The organism is Paenibacillus sp. GCM10023252 (assembly GCF_042653305.1).
Classification (GTDB): domain Bacteria; phylum Bacillota; class Bacilli; order Paenibacillales; family Paenibacillaceae; genus Pristimantibacillus.
In genome coordinates this window covers 54,870-74,672 of sequence record NZ_JBHSHW010000003.1, presented here as the reverse complement: position 1 = coordinate 74,672, position 19,803 = coordinate 54,870, and the positions used below count along the sequence as shown (strand labels likewise).

Sequence of the window (19,803 nt, the reverse complement as noted above, 5' to 3'; positions counted from 1 at the left end):
TCCAGCTTCTAATAACATCGTATCTCATACACCCCTGCAGAAGCATCCCCGTTCGTAGCCAGGATCACGATCCGTATGCGATCCGTCTGAACCGGCTGCTCCAGGGTATGTCTAACTAGCCGTTGATAATTGTCTTCCACACGAACGAGTGTCGTCCATTCATCCTCTATGCGGGCTTCAATGATATAGTCCTTCGGGCACTGCGGATCACGGTAGAACGGTGCGTACTTGTGATACTCCTGGAATAAGTGGCCTGGGAAAACAACCTGCACTTCCTGAATGGTCTGCTGAGTCTCCCAGCGCAGTTGAATGAATGGCGAAACGGGATCGGTCGGATCCGACAGCCATTGATTCGTGTATTGATGCGGGCGGGCAACGCCGCTGATGACGTTCTCTCCTCCGAAGCATGGCTGAGCAGGTGTAATTCGATAGCTAAGCGTACCGCCATCGGATAGGTACCGGCGCATCTTGCCGCCGCCCATGTCGAAGGCTGACACATGACCTGGAATGACGGTTCCAGCAGAGTGCCACTCTACGGATGGATTAGCCGCCAGCTGAAGCCTGACATACCTAGGCTTAGCTGATTCCTGATGCCAATTCACTTGCCACTCTACCCACTGCCTGGTTCCAGCAGGTACGATGAGCTCTGCTGCTGCATAGACATCACCCGTCTCCACCCGGTAATCCCAGATATGATCAACAGGAACAATACTTGCCTGGATAGTCTGAGGAGCTCCAGATATGTTGGTCAGGCAGACAGAGATTGTATCGATTCGGCCATGCTCTATTGCAAGGTATTGTCCGCGCATATGAGTGAGCGGCTCTGCCTGCTGTCTTCTCTGGAGCTGAGCCTCCTCGCTGCGGAAGCCGTTCGTATGATCGCGGCTCTCCGGCGAAGCACCATAGGCCAGAGCGGATGAGCTTACCTCAACCGATGCTGATCTAGCCAGGTCACCCTGATCTTCATTCTTGTAGTTAGGCAGGAAGCACCCGTCCCTAAGCAGCTGCTGCTGAATATCAACCAGCTCAGGACCTGCCAGCTCTTCCAGCTCAAGCTGCCGCTTGACGGCATAAGCTGCGCCTGTCCCCGCCGCTTGCCCCATCAGAGCTGTCGTGGACATGACTCGAACGGTTCCCAGCGCAGCATGGGTCACACTGACGTTACGGCCAGCCATCATCAGATTGCTGACGTCCTTGGCGAGCATGATGCGGAATGGAATGCCATATGGACCGCAATAGCTCTTCTGCGCATAAGCGCTAGTCTCGCTGTAGCCTTCCGCACTTGCAGGCTCTGCCGTCTCGGCAAGCAGGCCTCCTGGCGTGTGAAGATCGACGAACCAGCCGCCATAGGCAATCTCATCTGGGAATACGGTCTTATTCTGAATATCATGCTCTGTCATGAAGTAGCGGCCTATAATTCGTCTGCTCTCCCGCTTCCCTGGAACTTGACCAATCCAATCCAGAGCTAAGTTCGCCGTCTGCTCCCGCAGCTCAGGGTCGTGGTTCTTCATCCAGTCCCATATGCCAAGGGTATGTCTAGTCAGCTCATGCCGAATCGTCTCATTGTCATAGATCGTGTTCCAAGGAATTCCAATCTCGATCCACCAGAAGCCTGATTCTGTGTCGTAGAAGGTACGTCCTTGCTTGTAGAAGTAATCCGGATCCTCATGCTTAACTGCCCAGGAAGGTGCCTTGAAGGGAACCGGACGTCCCATATCCTTAGCTCGGAAGTGGATCGAGTTGCCCATCGTATTCGAGCTCGCTTGAAGCGGAGCATGAGGCTCTCCGAACTCTTCCTGACCCTCGGAGCCCCAGCGCCATTCACAGCCAGCCATATCGGCAACCAATCCATCCCCTGTGCTGTCTATGAAGATGTTACCTTGAATCTCAAGCTCCGTCTCTGCGTTCGCAACGACCGCCCGCACAGAACGAATCTGATCTCCGTCCATCTGCACGCTGGTGACGGAAGTATTCAGGTGGAACGTCAGGTTATCCGTTCTGACCGCCATATCATACATGACCATATCCCATACGCTGTTGGTCCAGCCGTTCTCACGAATCTTCTCGTGATTGACTGCACGCTCTTCAATGAGCAGCTCTGAGATAATGCCCGTCTCTCTCCCGTATGCATGGAAGTTAGCCGCTCCATGCGGGGTTACGCGGACTTCCGAGGAGCTGTTGCCTCCGAATACCGGTCTGTCCTGAATGAGACATGTGCTTGCTCCGCTCCGAGCAGATGCAACCGCAGCACAGAACCCGGCAAGTCCGCCGCCGCAGACGACGACATCGTAGGATTGTTGAATGGATTTCATGTAATTAGGCCTCCTGAATAGGTGTATGAATATTTACTCGAGTAAATTATTTGATTTGAACTCATTGTAGCATGTGAGGCATTGCTTGCCAAGCGCATTTTCTGTATGATTTACACGAGTAGAATGTAAGAGGGAGGCATACAATATTATGGCAAGTCGCAAGGACGTAGCACAGCTTGCTGGTGTGTCCGTAGCAGTCGTATCCTATGTGCTGAACGGCAAGACCAACGTCAAGGAAGAGACACGAGAGCGTGTTCTTGCAGCGATGCAGGAGCTGAAGTACGAGCCCAACTTGCTGGCACGCAGCTTGAAGACCCGAAGGACGCAGCAATTGGCGGTGTTCGTGAATTACCTTGGCAACCCCTTCGAAGCAGGCATATTGCTCCGCCTGGAGACGGCTGCCCGTCAGGAAGGGTATCTTGTTTTTTTTCAGACGTATACACAAGACATTGAACAGCCATTAATCTCCGCCCTGCGAGGCAGAGTCGATGGCATCATTCTATTAGGTCAACAGCTGGAGTACGAGACGTACAAGCGTCTTGAGGCGCTCGAGGTACCAGTCATGTCTGTCACTCAATCTCTGAAGCTGCAGGAATGGGGCATACCGTACATTGATCTCGATTGGGTGAAGCAGTACCGAGAAGCCATCATCCACCTGAAGAACCAAGGCCATACTCGTATCGCTTATATGACAGATACCGCATCCGGAGGTTATCATCTTCATCGTCTGCAAGCCTTCCAGGAGGCCGCCCAATTAGAGGGCCTCGTCTTGCCTGAGCAGCTCATCCTTGATGGAGGAGGCCGAGTGGAATCCGCAACCGTCGTCTTCCAGGATTATGTTCAGAGAAGCGGTTCCAATCTGCCCATGAGTGCGATCATCTGCTCGAATGATCTCATGGCGGCAGCTGTTCTAGAAGTGTGCAAGACGAATAACGTTACCGTCCCTGGGCAGCTAGCCATCATGGGCTCGGAAGATATTCTCATGACAGAGCATACCGAACCCAAGCTAACGGTCATCCACTATCCTCGCGAGAGGCTAGGCACCTTGGCCATGGATATGATGAAGCAGCTGCTGCTTAAGTTACCGGTGAATTCCTATACCGTCGAAGGCCACTTATTGCCCAGAGGTACGGCCTAGCCAGATTAAGATGCTCGCAGCAGCTTGGCCTCTCATTGTTCTGCTTCGGCAGGGAACTGAATTAGAATGGTCGTCCCCATGCCTAAGTAACTATGGACATGCACCCCGTACTTGGAACCATATTGAAGCTTAATTCGTTCATCAACGTTACGGATGCCATAGCCTAGTGCCTCTTCTCCCAGTCTAGATAATTGCGCTGTGGTCATCTTATCCATTCCTATTCCATCGTCGATGACCTTCAGCTCAATGATTCCATTCTCCAGCCTGCCTGTAATTCGCATATTCAAGCGATTGTTCTTGTACCAGGCATGCTCTAATGCATTCTCAATGAATGGCTGAAGAATTAACTTAACAGACTGCATGGGCAGCAGGATCGAATCTACATCATAGCTGACCGTGAACTTGTCTTCATACTTGATCCTCTGAATATCAATATAGAGCTGAACCTGCTCTAGTTCCTTCTCGATGGTGATCAGTGACTTGCCATTGTTCAGCGTCAATCGGTAGAATTGGCTGAGCTTAATGATCATCTGATGCATCCGCTCCGCTTGCCCCAGCTTGCCTAATGTACTGATGGCAGACAGTGTGTTATAGAGGAAGTGCGGATTAATCTGGGCCTGTAGCGCTGACAATTCTGCCGAAGTGCTTCTAAGCTTGGTCTCATACACCTCTTCAATCAGATGATTAATCGTAGAGGCCATCTGATTGAAGGAATTAGAGATCTGGGCGAATTCATCTCGATCCTTCACCTGAATGCGCTTGAGGTAGTTGCCTTGGTGGAAGCTCTCCATCGCACTCACGATCTTGGTTACCCTTCGGGAGAAGTATTGCGAGATGAATGCTCCTATAAGGACGAGTATAACCATGCTAATGAGGCAAGCAACTAGCGTAGCGACCTTGAGCTTCTCCGCTTCTGCCTGCATCTCATGCATCGGAACATACAGCACCATCTTCCCTTGCATAACCGGAATCTCTTCTTCAACCTTCAAGTAATTACGGTTATTCTTAAGTGCTGCTAGAGAGATCGGCTCCTTACCAGAGGGTTCGCTCTTGAAGACCGCATGACCGAACTGGTCCTGAATGAGGAGCACCGTGTCATTGCCCGGCTTCTCTATATTATCCGTATCGAATAATTGTTGAATGGGCACTTGAATACGCAGGATACCGAGGTTCTGCAAGGGGAATCTAGAGATATCCTCGAGCCGGCGCACCACGGAGATCATACCGTTGTCCTCATCTTGGAAGAACTGTCCCCATTCTGACTGATCTTGTGCCAGCAGCCTATCTTGGTCCCATGGCCGATCCTTCAATCTTGAGCTATGATAGATGCTGTATTCCTTACGGCTTCGATCCGACTGCCTCTCTCTGGTATAGATCTCGGGCAAGGTCTCATTATTAATATATAAGGTAACATGCACCGTATGCGTCGACAGCTGAAGAGCCGATTCAAGCTTAGGCTGCAAGTAATTCGTATACTCTTCCCAAGCTGTAAGCGGAGTCTGCTGCCTATTCAGCAGCTTCTGTGTTCGGGCATCCCAGAACAGGAAGTCAGACACCCGCTGGATGTCGGCAATCCTGAATTCAAGATTGCTCCGAAGCTGCTGGATGACAAGTCTCGTGTTTTCTTCGGTTTGCTTAGTCAAGCTATCCATAGATACGCGATAGGAGAAGTTGCCAACTGCGATAATCGTAATGAATACAAGCGAAGAGAAGGCGATTAATAATTTGTTGCGAAAGCTCATAGCTACCCCTTCTTCCGATAGTCCCCAGGCGATATACCAAATCTCTTCTTGAATAATCGATAGAAATGAGTCATATTCTTAAAGCCCAATCTATCCGCTGCTTCATAGATCTTCATCGTAGGGTCATCCAATAGCTGCTTCACTCGATCCAGCCTCAGATTCAATATATAATCTGAGAAATGCATCGAGGTCTCTTCCTTGAACATCTGTCCCAAGTGATTGGGCGAATACAAGAATTGCTTCGCTAAATCCTTCAGGGTAATCCCATCCTCCAAGTGATCGAGGATGTACTGCTCTACCTTCTCGATGAGCTTCTTGTTCCGCTTCTCCAGCTTGTTATGAAGCAGCTCCGATATCTGGAACATCTTCTTGCGGAGCCAGTCGCGAAGGTCCTGCACCGTCTCGAATTGATAGATGACATTCAGGTGATGGAAGTCCCACTGCAGCAGATCATAGATGTTCTCATTCTTCTCGTTAAGGAAGTCGTTCACCTTACCAAATACATATATTGTAAAATGATAGACGGAATTGCGGCTCTCCAGCTTCAGGATAAGAGTACCCAGCTGCTCCAGAAGATCATAAATGTCCACCAGCTGATAGTTCTGTATCGCGTAAAATAGCTTAGACAGCAGCTCGTCTGCTGAGCTCAATATTTGTCCAGAGGATTCCATATTGTATTGAGAGGATGCAAAAGGCAGTACTCTTCCTTTTCCATTGAACATTTTCTGTCCTAACGCCTGACACGCTTCCTCATATGACTTTTTAACCGTTTCCAATTCCATAACAGGGTTGCCAAGTCCGATGGTGATGGTAAAATCGGAGTGCTGACGGGCATCTTGAATGAGCTGCTCCAGCCACAGCATAGTCTTCTGACTAGATGCTTCCGGAATCAATAGGCCGAGGCGCTTGTTCTCCAGAGCTGCATACAAATAATGCTTATTCTGAACATACGATGTCAGATAGGACATAGTGCTCTTCATTAACTCCTGATGCTTATCCGGTTCAAGTGAATTCGATCTGCGATCGACATCATCTAATTCGAGTACAGCCGCTCGGAAGCTTACGGCCTCATGGGTCTGGAAGCGACGCTTCACTTCATAGAGATACTCCGAATCGGAATCGCCCTCCAGCAGCTGCTTCACGGCATTGTTCTTGACAATGTGCTGAGAGGCGCCCCATTGGTCCTTCAACTGAGTGAAGTCTCTCTCCCGCTCAATACGTTTGACAGCGTTACCAAGTGCTTCGATCAGTTCACTATAATCAATTGGCTTCAGAATATAGCCTTCCACGCTGAATTGAATCGCCTTCTTGGCATATTCGAAGTCCTCGTAACCGCTAATAAATATGAATATAATAGACGGCTTAATCAGCTTCGTTCTTCTAGCCAGCTCTAAGCCTGTCATAATCGGCATCTTAATATCGGTTATGACAATATCGAGAGGGAGCTCCTGAATATAATCGAGCGCCGTGAACCCGTCATTGGCTTCAGCCACTAGCTGCAAGTTAAGCTTATCCCAAGGGATGAAGGTGCGTAATCCTGTTAGTTCAAGCTGCTGATCGTCTACGATTAACACATTATGCATGATTCATCACCCTATCGTAGTTCAATAATAAAATGGAGGATATACAATGTATACCCTCCCATTTTACCATTAATACAGCGAATTAACCGTTAATTTTTTTGATGTTTGCTTGCCATTTGTCTGTCATGTACTTCAGTACTTGATCATAGCCTGCTGCTTCAGCATCACTTTGTGCTTTGTTAATAATTTTAGTTGCTTCGTCAGCGTTTTTAGCAAATACTGCACGGGCATAAGCTTCTTTCATAATATCTTTCACTTGACCATAGATAATACCGAGGTCCGTATCCGGCATAGGCTGAATACCTTCGAACTCAGTCGTATCGTAAGAGCTTGGCTTCAGGATTTTGTTCGCTAGGACACCGTCGAATTGACCTGGTTTTTTGCCAACATAACGCTCTTGATACAGATTAATCATGTTCTGACGAAGGACCGAGTTGGCAAAGTAGTTGCCGGTACCGATCTTCAGCTTATCTTTTTCAGCTTGTTCCATTGTCTTGGACTTCTCATTAGGTACCGGTACTCCGTCCGCATCTGCTTCGTCCCATAGCAAGCCCTTAGGTCCGTATTGGAACAGCTGCTGACCTTCCTCAGAGGTTGCCCAATCCATGTAAGCGAAGATTTTCTCAGGATCGGCTGCCTTCTTCGTGATAACACTTACATTCCAGCCAATTGTGGAGAAGTTTGCTGGTGTAATCTTGGAACCATCCAGACCCGCAGCATGAAGAGGAGGAATCACTTCATAACCATGCTCAATGTTAGCTTGGCTTAATAAGGCATGACCTTCCTCAACCTGATAGATGTTATTGAGACCAATGACAGCTACACGGCCTGTTTTAAGCTTTTCTTGAACCTGATCGCTCTTTTGAGTGAACGCATCCTGTGTAATCAATTTGGCATTGAACAGCTTGTTCAGTTCTTTGACGGAATCGAGCAGAGCAGGATCCTTGAAGACCGATTGAAGCTGATTGTTTTCAGGGAATGCTTTCAAGTTTTCAAGGAACAGCGTCGTTTTACCTTCGCCGTATCCGGAATAGATCAGGTTACCTGCCTGTAGGATTCCTCCGCCTGTCAGTTCACCAGTCTCTAGTGGAACAACGTTCGGATAAGCTTCTTTTACTTTTTGAAGGTAAGCTTCCAGATCCTCATACGTCTCCAGCTTAGGTGAGCCTAGAGCTTTGTAGATTTCCTTGTTCACAGCCCAAGCCGTATTGCCATTCTGTCCGCCATACCAGTTCGGGAAGCCATAGAGCTCGCCGTCAGAGGATTTCAGCATGCCCAGTGTTTTTTCTCCAGCCCACTTCTTCAGGTTCGGATATTTATCCACATACTTGCTGATTGGCACCAATTGTCCAGCCTGAACCAGCTTCTCCAAGTCTGCACTGCGATCAAGCGTGAGTACATCTGGAAGTTCGTTCGATACGATCATTGTGTTGAACTTCTGCCCTGCAGCTCCGCCGGATTGAATGTACTCTACATTCACGCCCTTCTGCTCCTGAATCCACTTGGACGTTGGATCCTGCCCCCACGGCTCTGGAACTGCCCAATCGTAGTGAATGTACCAGGAGAAGTTCAAGCCTTTAATATCTGCAAGTGCAGTTGATTCAGCGTTACCCTCGTTTTTACCTGGGTCATTGGTTGCCTTGGTGCCCGTATTCTCATTGTTTCCGGAGTTGCTGCTGCAGCCTGCCGCTACAAGAGTTACAGATAGAAGCGCGACGGATAGGAATTTAGACCATTGAATAGACCTTTTCATCTTTTTTTTACCCCTCTCAATGTTTCAATATATATGTGGAACAAGGGCATGGCCCTCGTTGACACCAAGACTACTCCTTCAGAGAACCAATCAACACACCCTTGACGAAGAAGCGCTGCAGGAATGGATAGACCATAATGATTGGCAAGGTTGTTACCATCATCGTCGCCATGACAAGCGACTTGGTAGAGACCCCCTTCAGCTGGCGGACGAATTCACTGGCATCTCCCCCTGCAGATGACAATTGCTCAGACATCGCATTGGAGTTGATAATCTGATTCAGTAGGGTCTGAATCGGCATCAGCTGGGGATTGTTAATATAGATGGAAGCCGTGAACCAATCATTCCACAAGCCGACTGCAGTGAAGAGTGATAAGGTTGCAATGACAGGACCTGAGATCGGCACAATAATAGAGAAGAAGGTCCGAATATAGTTGCAGCCGTCAATCTTAGCCGATTCCTCCAGTCCGTCAGGGAGCTCCTGGAAGAAGGTACGGAATATAATCAGGTTCCAGACTACGATGATGCCAGGAACAACGAGCACCCAGAACGAGTCAATGAGGTTCAAGCTCTTAATCAGGATAAAGGTTGGAATCAAGCCGCCGCTGAAGAACATCGTGACGATACACATGATCATGAAGAACTTACGGCCAATTAAGGTTCTCTTGGTCAAGCCGTAAGCGAACATGGCTGTGAACAAGATTGACAATAAGGTCCCTACAACGGTTCGCAGGACAGAGATCATGAATGCCTGTACTAGTCGCTCATCCTTGAATACCACTTGATAATTCTCTAAGGTGAAGGCTCTTGGCCAGAAGGTAATGCCTCCAAGCGCTGTATCGTCACCTACATTGAACGAGATAACGAGACTGTTCCAGAACGGATACAGGGTGACGAAGGATAGGCCCAGCAGGAGGACAACAATGATTGTATCAGAAACTCTGTCAGCTATTCTCAAGTTAAGGCACCTCCTACCATAAGCTTGCTCGACCCATACGGCGAGCTAAGAAATTTGCAAGCACTAGCAGCACAACACTGATTACTGCCTTGAATAATCCAACAGCTGTTGCATACGAGTAACGCTGTCCGAGTATCCCGGTTCGATACACATAAGTATCGATAACATCCGATACAGGTCTTAGCAAGGTATTGGCTCCATTATTCGTCAGGTTCAATATATCATCGAAGCCCGCGTTCAATATTCCGCCGATATTCAAGATTAAGAATATGACAATGATCGGTATGATGGAAGGGATCGTAATGCTGAATATCTGTCTAATTCGGCCTGCTCCATCCATCGAGGATGCCTCATACAGATGAGGATCAATTCCCGCTATAGCTGCGAGATACACAATGGCTCCGAACCCTACTTCCTTCCACACTCCGGTGGTGACCAATATGCCCCAGAAGTATTCGGACGAGGAGAGCCAGTTAATTGGCTCATTAATAACTCCAAGCTTCAGTAAGAAAATATTGATACTTCCGTTGTCTACGGACAGCATGGAAATGACGAAGCTGGATACAACAACCCACGACATGAAGTAGGGCAAGTAAGAGACGGTCTGAACGAATCTCTTGAACCGGAAGCCCTTCAGTTCATTCAGGATGAGGGCAAGAATGATCGGTGCCGGGAAGCCGAAGAATAGCTTCAGCAGGCTGATCGAGAGCGTATTCTTCATCACACGATAGAAGTCCGGGGAATTAATGAACATATCGAAGTGCTTCATCCCTACCCATTCGCTGTCTAGGAAGCCGTTGAACAGATTGTAGTTCTGGAAGGACATCAGGACTCCCCACATCGGAACGTAGCTGAAAAGTACAACCATCAAAACGCCCGGTATGACCATAAGCTGCAAATCCCATTGTGCGATGAAGGATTTAAGGAATCCTTTCTTGGAAGGACTGCGCGTTTTTTTATATTTCTCTGCTGTCAACTCCGTTTGCATGGTATTCTCTCCTAATCTCTCTTTTTGTTATCATTATATCTGTATCCCAGCTGCTGATATATGTCCCCTGCCAACGAAAACATATTCGAAAAATCGGCGATGGATATAAAAAAGAAACTGCAGCTGCGAGGCTTCCGCAGCTACAGCTCCTTATTAGAGAAAAGAAGTCTTATCCGTCCTATGGATTATACCCGTTAAATGCACCTATATTCGGATTGTTCGTAGAGGATACTGGCGTTCCCCAATAATCCTGCCCGCCATTATTCGCAATGACCACACCTGCATGAATAAGCGGTGAAGTCGGCTGGAGCTTATAGCCGTCTACGGTCGTTCTGCCAATCGCACCGGTTCCAGGGCTCACCAGCTTAGGATCTACCGTAGTGGTTCCTGTAATGGTAACGTTGCTTCCACTTGGAGGCGTCACACCGAAGAAGTTATTGTTCTTGAAGTTCAGATTCGTACCATTCGATATGGCGTAGGACATGCTCCCGGTGTTATAGATAATGTTATTACTGAGCGTAATATTCTTGGCATAACCCGACCAATTAATAAGATCCAGCACCTTAACCCGCTTATTAGAGTTATAGACAGTATTATTGTATACCAGCGTATCTGTCGTCGGGCCGTACCAGGAGAAGATTCGTGTCTTATCATTCTGACTAATATTGTATCGTATGACAGAGTTCTTGTTCGATTGAGGCGCCCAGCTTCCGTCCGAATAGACTGCGGCGAATCCTCCTTCATTATCGTGGCTGTAATTGTACTGGAAGACGGCACCAGTCTGTAGATAATCCAGACCGAATCCATGACCGTCCTTGGTTGTTCTAGTCAGATAAGCTTCGTTGTATTGAACGATGGCATTCGTTGCATTGTACGTCCAGATGGCGTTGTTGTGGGTTCCGGAGCGAGCATTAGCGTCATGAACTACATTGTACTCGACAAGCGGGGAAGTGGTATCCCGAATGCTTATTCCATCACCGCCCAGGCTGTATACGTAGTTGTGGCTGACCACTACATTGGTTGAAGGGTAATACGCCGGACGCGTAGCACCGCAAGTGACAACATCGGGATTACACCACCAATCAGAGGTCACTACGATTCCTGCGCGATCCGTATTGTAGACGGTATTATTCATAATTTGAATATCATTGAATTTGCTCTGAACCTGATTGCCGAAGGTATGCACCCATATTCCGCCGTTTTGCTTATCGGTTTGGAGTCCATTCACATCGTGAATAACCAGATTCTTCAGGTAGATATGATTCAGTGTGCCTATATCCTTCGCTTCGATAGATACGCCCATCTTCTGGCCGGCTAGCGTACCCTTATTCGTTATCTCCAGATTGTAGATCTCCCAGTATTGTTGATTGTACAAGTGTACTGCCCCTGTATTAATTAATCCTCCTCCGTTAATAATGGGTTTGTTCCCGCTTCCGTATTGGTTAATCACGATCGGACTTCCACTGACGCCAGAGCCCTTGGGACTTAGCTTCCCTGTCCACATGCCGCCAGCCTTGAATAGAATCTGATCTCCTGGCTGGAACGTCGTTGCGTTCACCTTGCTCAGCGTCTTCCATGCCGCAGTCTGTGAGGTCCCGCTGAAGCCGTCATTGCCGTTAACCGAATCCACGTAGTAGATCGTTCCTGCAGCGTAAGCAGCAGGTGCATGGGAGTAGGGGAAGCTTAAGACCAAGATCATCACTGCCGCCAATACAACAAGCCCAAACATTTTTCTCAACATTCATTCCTCCTCGATATGAGTATATCCGAACCGAATGCGCTCGGATTGCCACTATATTACAGATAGCGCTTACATTTTTAATATATTCCTAAGCAACGATTTCATATACGCGAAGCACAATTTTGGAAAAAAAAGAGATTGAGCAGCACTTGTCTGCTCAATCTCTAACTCATTCCTTGTCCTTACTAATTCACATCGGCCTCTAGAACGTAGAAATCATCTCCGTATGTGGTACCTGCATTGTTGTACAGATAGATTAGAGCCGTTGTGTTGCTTGCTCCAGTTGTGAAGTTGAGCGTCTGCTTGGTGTATTCATTGGTCGAGAAGGTCGACTTGACCAACGTGCCGCCATAGTTATTCACACCAATCGTTCCGGCACCGCCTGATGTAACCTTACCCCATGCAGTGAGCGTATAAGTCGTATTAGGCTTCAGTCCGGTTACGGTCTGCTCGCATGCGCCGGTCCAAGACACCTTGCAGGAATTCGTACCGCCAAGTGCGTTCGATGCGACAACCTGATAGCTGCCATAGCCTGTCCAGCCTGTACTTCCATTCTCGAAGTTAGCATTGACAACCAGGTTCGGATTGCTCGGTATACGCACTAATTGTACGTCATCAATATAGCTTACTGCGGTTGTGTCGGCGTACATGTAGATATTCGCACCAGTCCATCCATTAACAGGGGTGAAGCGGAGGGTTACGAGTGTATAATTCGTATCCGTGACGACTTGCTTAACTGTCGTTCCGCCGAAGTCCTTAGCGCCTACGGTCACACTATGGCCAGCCGATGTTTTGGCTCGAACCGTTAATTCGTATTCCTCGCCGGCAATTAATCCCGTTACATATTGGCTCACTCCACCGAGCCATCCTGTCTTGCCTGCACGCGGTCCTGAGTACCCGCCTGTAGCAGAGAGGCTTCCTCCTCCCCAGACTGTCCAAGCCGTGCTTGCCGTATCTTCGAAGCCAGGATTAACAATCAGGTTCGAGACAGAGTTCAGAGTCTCCGTGCGCTCATTGTTCGTCTCGTTGGTCTCGCTAATTAAGTTCTGATTATCCACGAACGCCGTTACCGTCAGCTGCTGAGAATTCGCAACCCAGCCCTGTGAGGTGAAGGTTCTCGTCTCACCGGCGGCCATCTGTGTTGTGCTGCCTGCCCAATCTACTCGTGTACCATTAATTTTGAAGTTCGTACCCAGCCATTGTGTAGGTGTTTGAGTGGTACCCTCGTTTTTGACCGTAGCTACGAAGTGAATCTCTTCGCCTTCCTTGAAGTCTCTCTCTGCTACTTCCAGCTTGGTGATGACCAGGTCATGCGAAGGGGTGAATCCGCCTGGAGCCGTCAGGGACACTGTGCTCTCATTATTGGATTCATTCACTTCTGTAACTGCGCCCCACGTATCTGCAACACCACGAAGAGAGAAGTTATTGCGGTCAACGACCCAGCCTTTGCGAGAGATTAACGTAATCGTCTCACCAGGATTAAGGGTGAAGGTATCCGGTGTGCCAGCCCAATCGGCATCAACGGTAGCACCGTCTACATAGAATCTGGCACCGAACCATTCATTCGTGACAGCAACATTCCCCTGGTTCTTCACATTCATAACGAAGTGTATCGTGGAGCCGATGCCCCAGCTGGACTCTTGTACGGTAATGGATGTCGGTACTAGGTCCTTACCCACGATGAGATTAACATATTGGGATATCCCATTGTTGTTCTCATAAGCTTCAGTGATTGAATTGGTTAGATCTGTTGTGCCCTTCAATAAGAAGCCTGCCTTCGTTGCATTCCAAGCTGTCGATGTGAACGTGACAGACTCCCCTGGAGCTAAGTTAATCGGGGAGGACTCGCTCTTCACCACTTGTCCATCCACCTTGAACTCATTCGTAATCGTCTGGCTGCCCGTTGCGGTTGTCCCGTTATTACGAACCGTCAGCTGGAAGTGAATCGGATCTCCTACAACGAAGCTTGCTTCCTGCACCTTAAGTGCCGTAACCTGCAGATCTACACCTGACAGTGAAGTGGCTGCTCCGTTATAAGCTCCGATGTTAGGCGCAGCTGTAGCTGATACGGCATTGCCCCAGTAGTCCTTGCCCCCATTATTCGGAATGACGGCTCCAGCAGCTAATGCCGGCGAGCCGGTCAGCAGCTTGTATCCATCGACCGTATTCATGCCTGTCCCGCCGCTTCCAGGGTTCACAAGCAGTGGATCACTCGTTATCTTATTCGAATCCGCAGGCTCGTTAGCTGGATGATTGCCATAGAATACATTATGATCGAACGTAATATTACTGCTCTGGCCCCATGAGTAGCTGCCATTGCCTAGATTGTAGAAGATATTGTTCTTGGACGACATGTTCGCCGCATAGCCGCCCCAGTTGTTGAACTTGTATAGCGATGGATTGGAATCGCCCTTGATATAGACGGTGTTGTTGTAGATCTCACCATTGGTCGAAGGACCATAGAAGCCGAACGTCGCCGTTCCATCATTCTGGCTAATGTTGTTCCGTATCTTGAAGTTGCGGTTGGACTGAGGAGCCCACGTCCCATCTGCGTAGATGCCGACCGCACCGCCTTCATTATCATGCGTATAGTTATACTGTAGAATGGCGCCATCCTGCAGATAATCTACACCTAATCCGTAGCCATCCTTAGTCGTTCTAGTCAGGTAAGCTTCATTATATTGAATCAAGGCATTCGTTGCATTGTAGCTCCAGATTCCGTTGTTGAAGTCATTGGAACGAGCATTCGCATTGTACACGACATTATGTTCGATTAGAGGGGCTGTCGTATCACGAATACTGATCCCGTCTCCGCCGACATCATAGACCAGGTTATTCCTTACCACCACTCCGCTTGATGGGTAATAAGCAGGTCTTGGTGCATTACAAGTTACTAAGCTTGGATTGCACCACCAATCTGAAGTGACTACAATACCCGCACGATCCGTGTTGTAGACGGTATTATTCTCAATCCGTACATCATCGATCTTCGTCTGAACGGCTGTTCCGAACACATGGACCCAGATACCGCCGTTCTGCTTATCCGTATTCAGGCCGTTAACGTCATGAATCGTCAGATTTCTCAAGTAGATATGGCTGAGATTACCGGCATCCTGTGCTTCAATGGATACGCCCATCTTCTGCCCTTGTGTAGCTCCAGTGTTCGTGATCTCGAGATTGTTAATCTCCCAGTATTGTTGGTTGTATAGGTAGACGGCACCTGTACCTATAAGCCCTCCCCCATTAATAATGGGCTTATTGCCTGTGCCATACTTATCGATTACGATCGGGCTTCCTGCAGCTCCAGAGCCTTTGGGATGAAGCTTGCCCGACCACGAGCCGCCAGACTTGAATAAGATGGTATCCCCTGGCTGGAACGTCGTCGCATTGACCTTCGTCAATGTTTTCCAAGCGGTCTGCTCGCTCGTACCAGCGAGAGTATCCACTCCTCCGATATTATCTACATAATAAGTATTGCCTGCCGCATACGTCTTGCCTTGCGGAACATACATAGACAGAATGCTCATGATCATTATGCTTAAGCAGAGCATTGCTATCCCTTTCATCCCTTTTACCATTACACGATCACTACCCTTTCAGAATGTTGTTTTGAATTACTCGTCGAATAATGTCTTACAGCTGTCTTGGCTTTTTAATTTGAGCCAGCCTCACCCACTCTCAAGTGTATGCGCTTTCACTTATGTACTATATTGTAATTCTATAAGACACTTGCATCAATATCTATGTTCCATAGCAATGATAATCTATTCCTGTGACGTGATTACTCTATTGAAAAAATAAAAAAGGTACAGCCTCTTCACAGTTTTTGAAGGACTGTACCACTTTTTAGTAGACGACTCTATCTATGATCCTGATATTACGATTTGCTATCCAATACCGTTATCAGGTTGTAGATGGCCATCGCGGTTTCCGCTCTGCTCGTATCGGCTTGTGGATCGAACGTGTTATCGCCCTTACCCTTCATAATGCCAAGCAAGGAAGCCGCTCCAACGCCCGACTTCGCCCAATCAGAGACGTTATCGTTATCTACGAATGCCGGGCTGTCTTGGACCATCTCGCCAGTTGCGTATGCATAAGCCCGTATCATCATGACAGCCATTTCCTCTCGGGTAATGGTCTCGTTCGGAGCAAATGCACTTGTGCTGCGTCCGGCAACAATGCCTGCCTCGTAAGCCGCTTGAATAGCGGATGCATAGACATTACCAGTCTTTACGTCTGCGAACAAGGTATCTTCGCCCGAAGCCTTTAAGCCAAGCAGACGGCTGATTAACATGACGAATTCAGCTCGAGTGGTTTTCCCGTCAGGATCATATTGCGTATCCGTCTTGCCGGTCACGATATGTCTAGCTGCAAGTATCTTCAACGCTGGAGTAACCCAGTGGTCAGCTCTCACATCAACGAAGGTCTTGTTCCACTCCATGACTGCGTAGGTACTGAAATGAGTTAATTCCACCTCAACGAGGTTACGACTTGCATGGACTTTCCCGCCAACATACTCCCAACCTTTTGTTTTTTCATTCAGTACGTACACGCCCAGCAGATTCTCATTGACCCCGGCCGCTCCATAAGGGAGTGACACAACAACCGCTGCGGGGAACTCTGAGAGCGACTGCTCACTACCTTGCTTGTCGACTAGCACGAGCTCCAAGCTGTAGCCCTCTCCCGCTCTCGAAGCAGGGATATCTGTCTGATCCACCCTAATCTTGATATGGTAGTCCTTCAGCTGTGATGGAATGCCTAGCTCGCCAAGCGCAGCCAGCACTTCAGACGGAATGGTTAATGCTGCTTCACCGGCTTTTACGACCATAGGCTTGGATCCAATGAGAGCAGCCGCACTCGCAGGCAGCAGAATCTCCGTCTTGCCGGCTGCCATATCGATAAGAATCTTGTCCAGCAGATCATTTTTCAGCTCTGCTTCGGTTATGATCTGCTGATGGGACTGCACACCATTGCCATTGCCATTACCATTACCATTGCCGTTGCCATTACCATTCCCATTCCCGTTGCCATTACCATTGCCGTTACCGTTGCCATTACCGTTGCCCGGGTTTGGTGGAGCTGGTGCTACCGTCACCGCTGCAGTCCACTTCTGTATGGAGCCGTCCTGAGCCGTTACTGTGTACTCCACCGGGTTCGTGAAGTCTTGGACAACTCCGCTCGCAGGGGTCAAGGTTGCTTTGTCCGATACAGTAATAACCGGTGTCAGCGATGTTACATCAGTGCCGTAAGGCACTTGTACGGCTACCTGATACGTTGCAGGAGTGATCGTACCTTGCTGATTGCCGATAGAGAAGCTGCGAATTTGGTTCTCGCTGCTAAGCGCAATCTGAACCGTTTTGCTATTATTCGATTCGTCTACCTCAATAATCTGGTTCCAAGTATCCGCATCACCCTTCAAGGTGAATTGCTTGCGGTCGACTTTCCATCCTTTTTTGGACACCAGGGTCATCGTATCGCCGGGATTCAGCGTGAACCCCGCATCCGGACTGCCTGCCCAGTCCACCTCCGCGGTTGCTCCGTCTAAGTAGAATCTGGCGCCGTACCAACTATTTACGATTGGAACATTGCCTTGATTTTTCACAACTAGAACAAAACGCACCGTGGAGCCTATACCCCAGGTGGACTCCTGAATGCCAACCGATACCGGTACCAGATCCTTACCAACCACGAGGTTGATATAGCGCGACATCTGATTATTGTTCTCTTGAACCTCCGATATCGTATTGGTTACATCTGCTGAACCCTTCATTAAGAAGCCGGCCTTCGTTGCATTCCATGCTGTCGATGTGAACGTGACAGACTCCCCTGGAGCTAAGTTAATCGGGGAGGACTCGCTCTTCACCACTTGCCCATCCACCTGGAACTCGTTCGTCACGGTCTGACTTCCCGTTGCTGTTGTCCCGTTATTACGAACCGTCAGCTGGAAGTGAATCGGATCTCCTGCAGCGAAGCTTGCTTCCTGCACCTTAACTTCGGTAACTTGCAGATCCACACCTGACAGCGATGTGCCGGCTCCGTTATAGGCTCCGATGTTAGGCGCAGCTGTATCAGAGACGGCATTGCCCCAATAATCCAGACCCCCATTATTCGGAATGACGGCTCCAGCAGCTAATGCTGGCGAGCCAGTGAGCAGCTTGTATCCATCAACCGTATTCATACCGGTCCCGCTGCTTCCAGGGTTCACTAGCAGTGGATCACTCGTTATCTTATTCGGATCCGTAGGCTCGGTAATGGGATGATTCCCATAGAACACATTATGATCGAATGTAATATTACTGCTCTGGCCCCATGAGTAGCCGCCATTGCCTAGGTTGTAGAAGATATTGTTCTTGGACGAGATGTTCGACGCATAGCCGCCCCAGTTGTTGAACTTGTATAGGGATGAATTGGAATCGCCCTTGATATAGACGGTGTTGTTGTAGATCTCACCATCGGTCGCTGAGCCGTAGAAGCCGAACGTGGCAGCACCATCATTCTGGCTAATGTTGTGGCGGATCTTGAAGTTGCGGTTGGATCCCGGAGCCCAGGTCCCATCCGCATAGATGCCGATCGCACCGCCCTCATTCTCATGCGTGTAGTTATACTGAAGGATAGCACCCTCCTGCAGATAATCTACACCTAATCCGTAGCCGTCCTTGGTTGTTTTGGTCAGATACACTTCATTATATTGAATTAAGGCATTCGATGCATTATAGCTCCATATTCCGTTGTTGTAATCTCCGGAACGAGCATTGGCGTTGTACACGACATTATGTTCAATTAGAGGGGCTGTCGTATCACGAATACTAATTCCGTCTCCGCCAACATCATAGACCAGGTTATTCCTAACAATCACTCCGCTTGATGGGTAATACTCAGGTCTTGGCGCATTACAGGTCACTAAGCTTGCATTGCACCACCAATCTGAAGTGACAACAATGCCCGCACGATCGGTGTTGTAGACCGTATTATTCTCAATCCGCACATCATCAATCTTCGTCTGAACAGCCGTACCGAACGTATGGACCCAGATCCCGCCGTTCTGCTTATCCGTATTCAGGCCGTTAACGTCATGAATCGTCAGATTCCTCAGGTAGATATGGCTGAGATTACCGGCATCCTGTGCTTCAATGGATACGCCCATCTTCTGCCCTTGTGCAGGTCCAGTATTCGTAATCTCGAGATTATTAATCTCCCAATATTGCTGGTTGTATAGATAGACGGCGCCTGTACCTACAAGCCCTCCTCCATTGATGATAGGCTTGCTACCTGTCCCATACTTATCGATTACGATTGGGCTTCCAGCGGCTCCAGAGCCTTTGGGATGAAGCTTGCCTGACCACGACCCGCCGGACTTGAATAAGATTGTATCGCCTGGCTCGAACGTCGTCGCATTGACCTTCGTGAGCGTCTGCCAAGCCGTCTGCTCACTCATTCCGTCCCCATTGTCATCTCCTGCGAGACTATCTACATAATAAGTATTGGCGGCTGCATACGCCTTGCCTTCTGGAGCATACATAGACACTACACTTGCCATCATAAGACTTAAGCAGAAGATGGCCATTCCTCTCATCCATCTCACCATATC

The 19,803-nt window shown here is 48.6% G+C and carries 10 protein-coding genes; 1 reads left to right on the top strand and 9 read right to left on the bottom strand.

The window, feature by feature from the left end:
* Positions 1–8: 8 nt before the first annotated feature.
* Entirely contained in the window at positions 9–2,312 is a 2,304-nt protein-coding gene (locus ACFO9Q_RS02945; RefSeq protein WP_379178512.1) for an FAD-dependent oxidoreductase, read from the bottom strand.
* 148 nt (positions 2,313–2,460) lie between these two features.
* Here ACFO9Q_RS02945 and ACFO9Q_RS02940 point away from each other — a divergent pair, with 148 nt between their 5' ends.
* Complete coding sequence (locus ACFO9Q_RS02940) at positions 2,461–3,450, top strand: LacI family DNA-binding transcriptional regulator (RefSeq protein WP_379178510.1); 990 nt, start codon at positions 2,461–2,463, stop codon at positions 3,448–3,450.
* Positions 3,451–3,482: 32 nt separating this feature from the next.
* Here the strand turns inward: ACFO9Q_RS02940 and ACFO9Q_RS02935 are convergent, their stop codons facing one another.
* The 8 genes from ACFO9Q_RS02935 to ACFO9Q_RS02900 all read right to left on the bottom strand — a co-directional run bounded on the left by ACFO9Q_RS02935 (position 3,483) and on the right by ACFO9Q_RS02900 (position 19,800).
* Positions 3,483–5,192, bottom strand: a complete 1,710-nt coding sequence (locus ACFO9Q_RS02935) for a sensor histidine kinase (RefSeq protein ID WP_379178508.1) — start codon at positions 5,190–5,192, stop codon at positions 3,483–3,485.
* A 2-nt stretch (positions 5,193–5,194) separates the two neighbouring features.
* Positions 5,195–6,775: a helix-turn-helix domain-containing protein gene (locus ACFO9Q_RS02930; protein WP_379178506.1), complete on the bottom strand. Its 1,581-nt coding sequence runs from the start codon at positions 6,773–6,775 to the stop codon at positions 5,195–5,197.
* Positions 6,776–6,857: 82 nt separating this feature from the next.
* Positions 6,858–8,528 carry an extracellular solute-binding protein gene (locus ACFO9Q_RS02925; RefSeq protein WP_379178504.1) on the bottom strand — a complete coding sequence of 557 codons (1,671 nt, stop codon included), beginning with the start codon at positions 8,526–8,528 and terminating at the stop codon, positions 6,858–6,860.
* 70 nt (positions 8,529–8,598) lie between these two features.
* The gene (locus ACFO9Q_RS02920) at positions 8,599–9,486 is read right to left on the bottom strand and encodes a carbohydrate ABC transporter permease (RefSeq protein WP_379178502.1); all 888 of its coding nucleotides are present in this window, start codon (positions 9,484–9,486) and stop codon (positions 8,599–8,601) included.
* A gap of 13 nt (positions 9,487–9,499) precedes the next feature.
* Positions 9,500–10,474 carry an ABC transporter permease gene (locus tag ACFO9Q_RS02915; protein ID WP_379178500.1) on the bottom strand — a complete coding sequence of 325 codons (975 nt, stop codon included), beginning with the start codon at positions 10,472–10,474 and terminating at the stop codon, positions 9,500–9,502.
* A 178-nt stretch (positions 10,475–10,652) separates the two neighbouring features.
* Entirely contained in the window at positions 10,653–12,215 is a 1,563-nt protein-coding gene (locus tag ACFO9Q_RS02910) for a right-handed parallel beta-helix repeat-containing protein (RefSeq protein ID WP_379178498.1), read from the bottom strand.
* Positions 12,216–12,400: 185 nt separating this feature from the next.
* Positions 12,401–15,742 (bottom strand): CARDB domain-containing protein, encoded by a 3,342-nt coding sequence (locus ACFO9Q_RS02905; RefSeq protein ID WP_379178496.1) that lies wholly within the window; start codon positions 15,740–15,742, stop codon positions 12,401–12,403.
* A gap of 350 nt (positions 15,743–16,092) precedes the next feature.
* The gene (locus tag ACFO9Q_RS02900) at positions 16,093–19,800 is read right to left on the bottom strand and encodes an S-layer homology domain-containing protein (RefSeq protein ID WP_379178494.1); all 3,708 of its coding nucleotides are present in this window, start codon (positions 19,798–19,800) and stop codon (positions 16,093–16,095) included.
* Between the last annotated feature and the right edge of the window lie 3 nt (positions 19,801–19,803).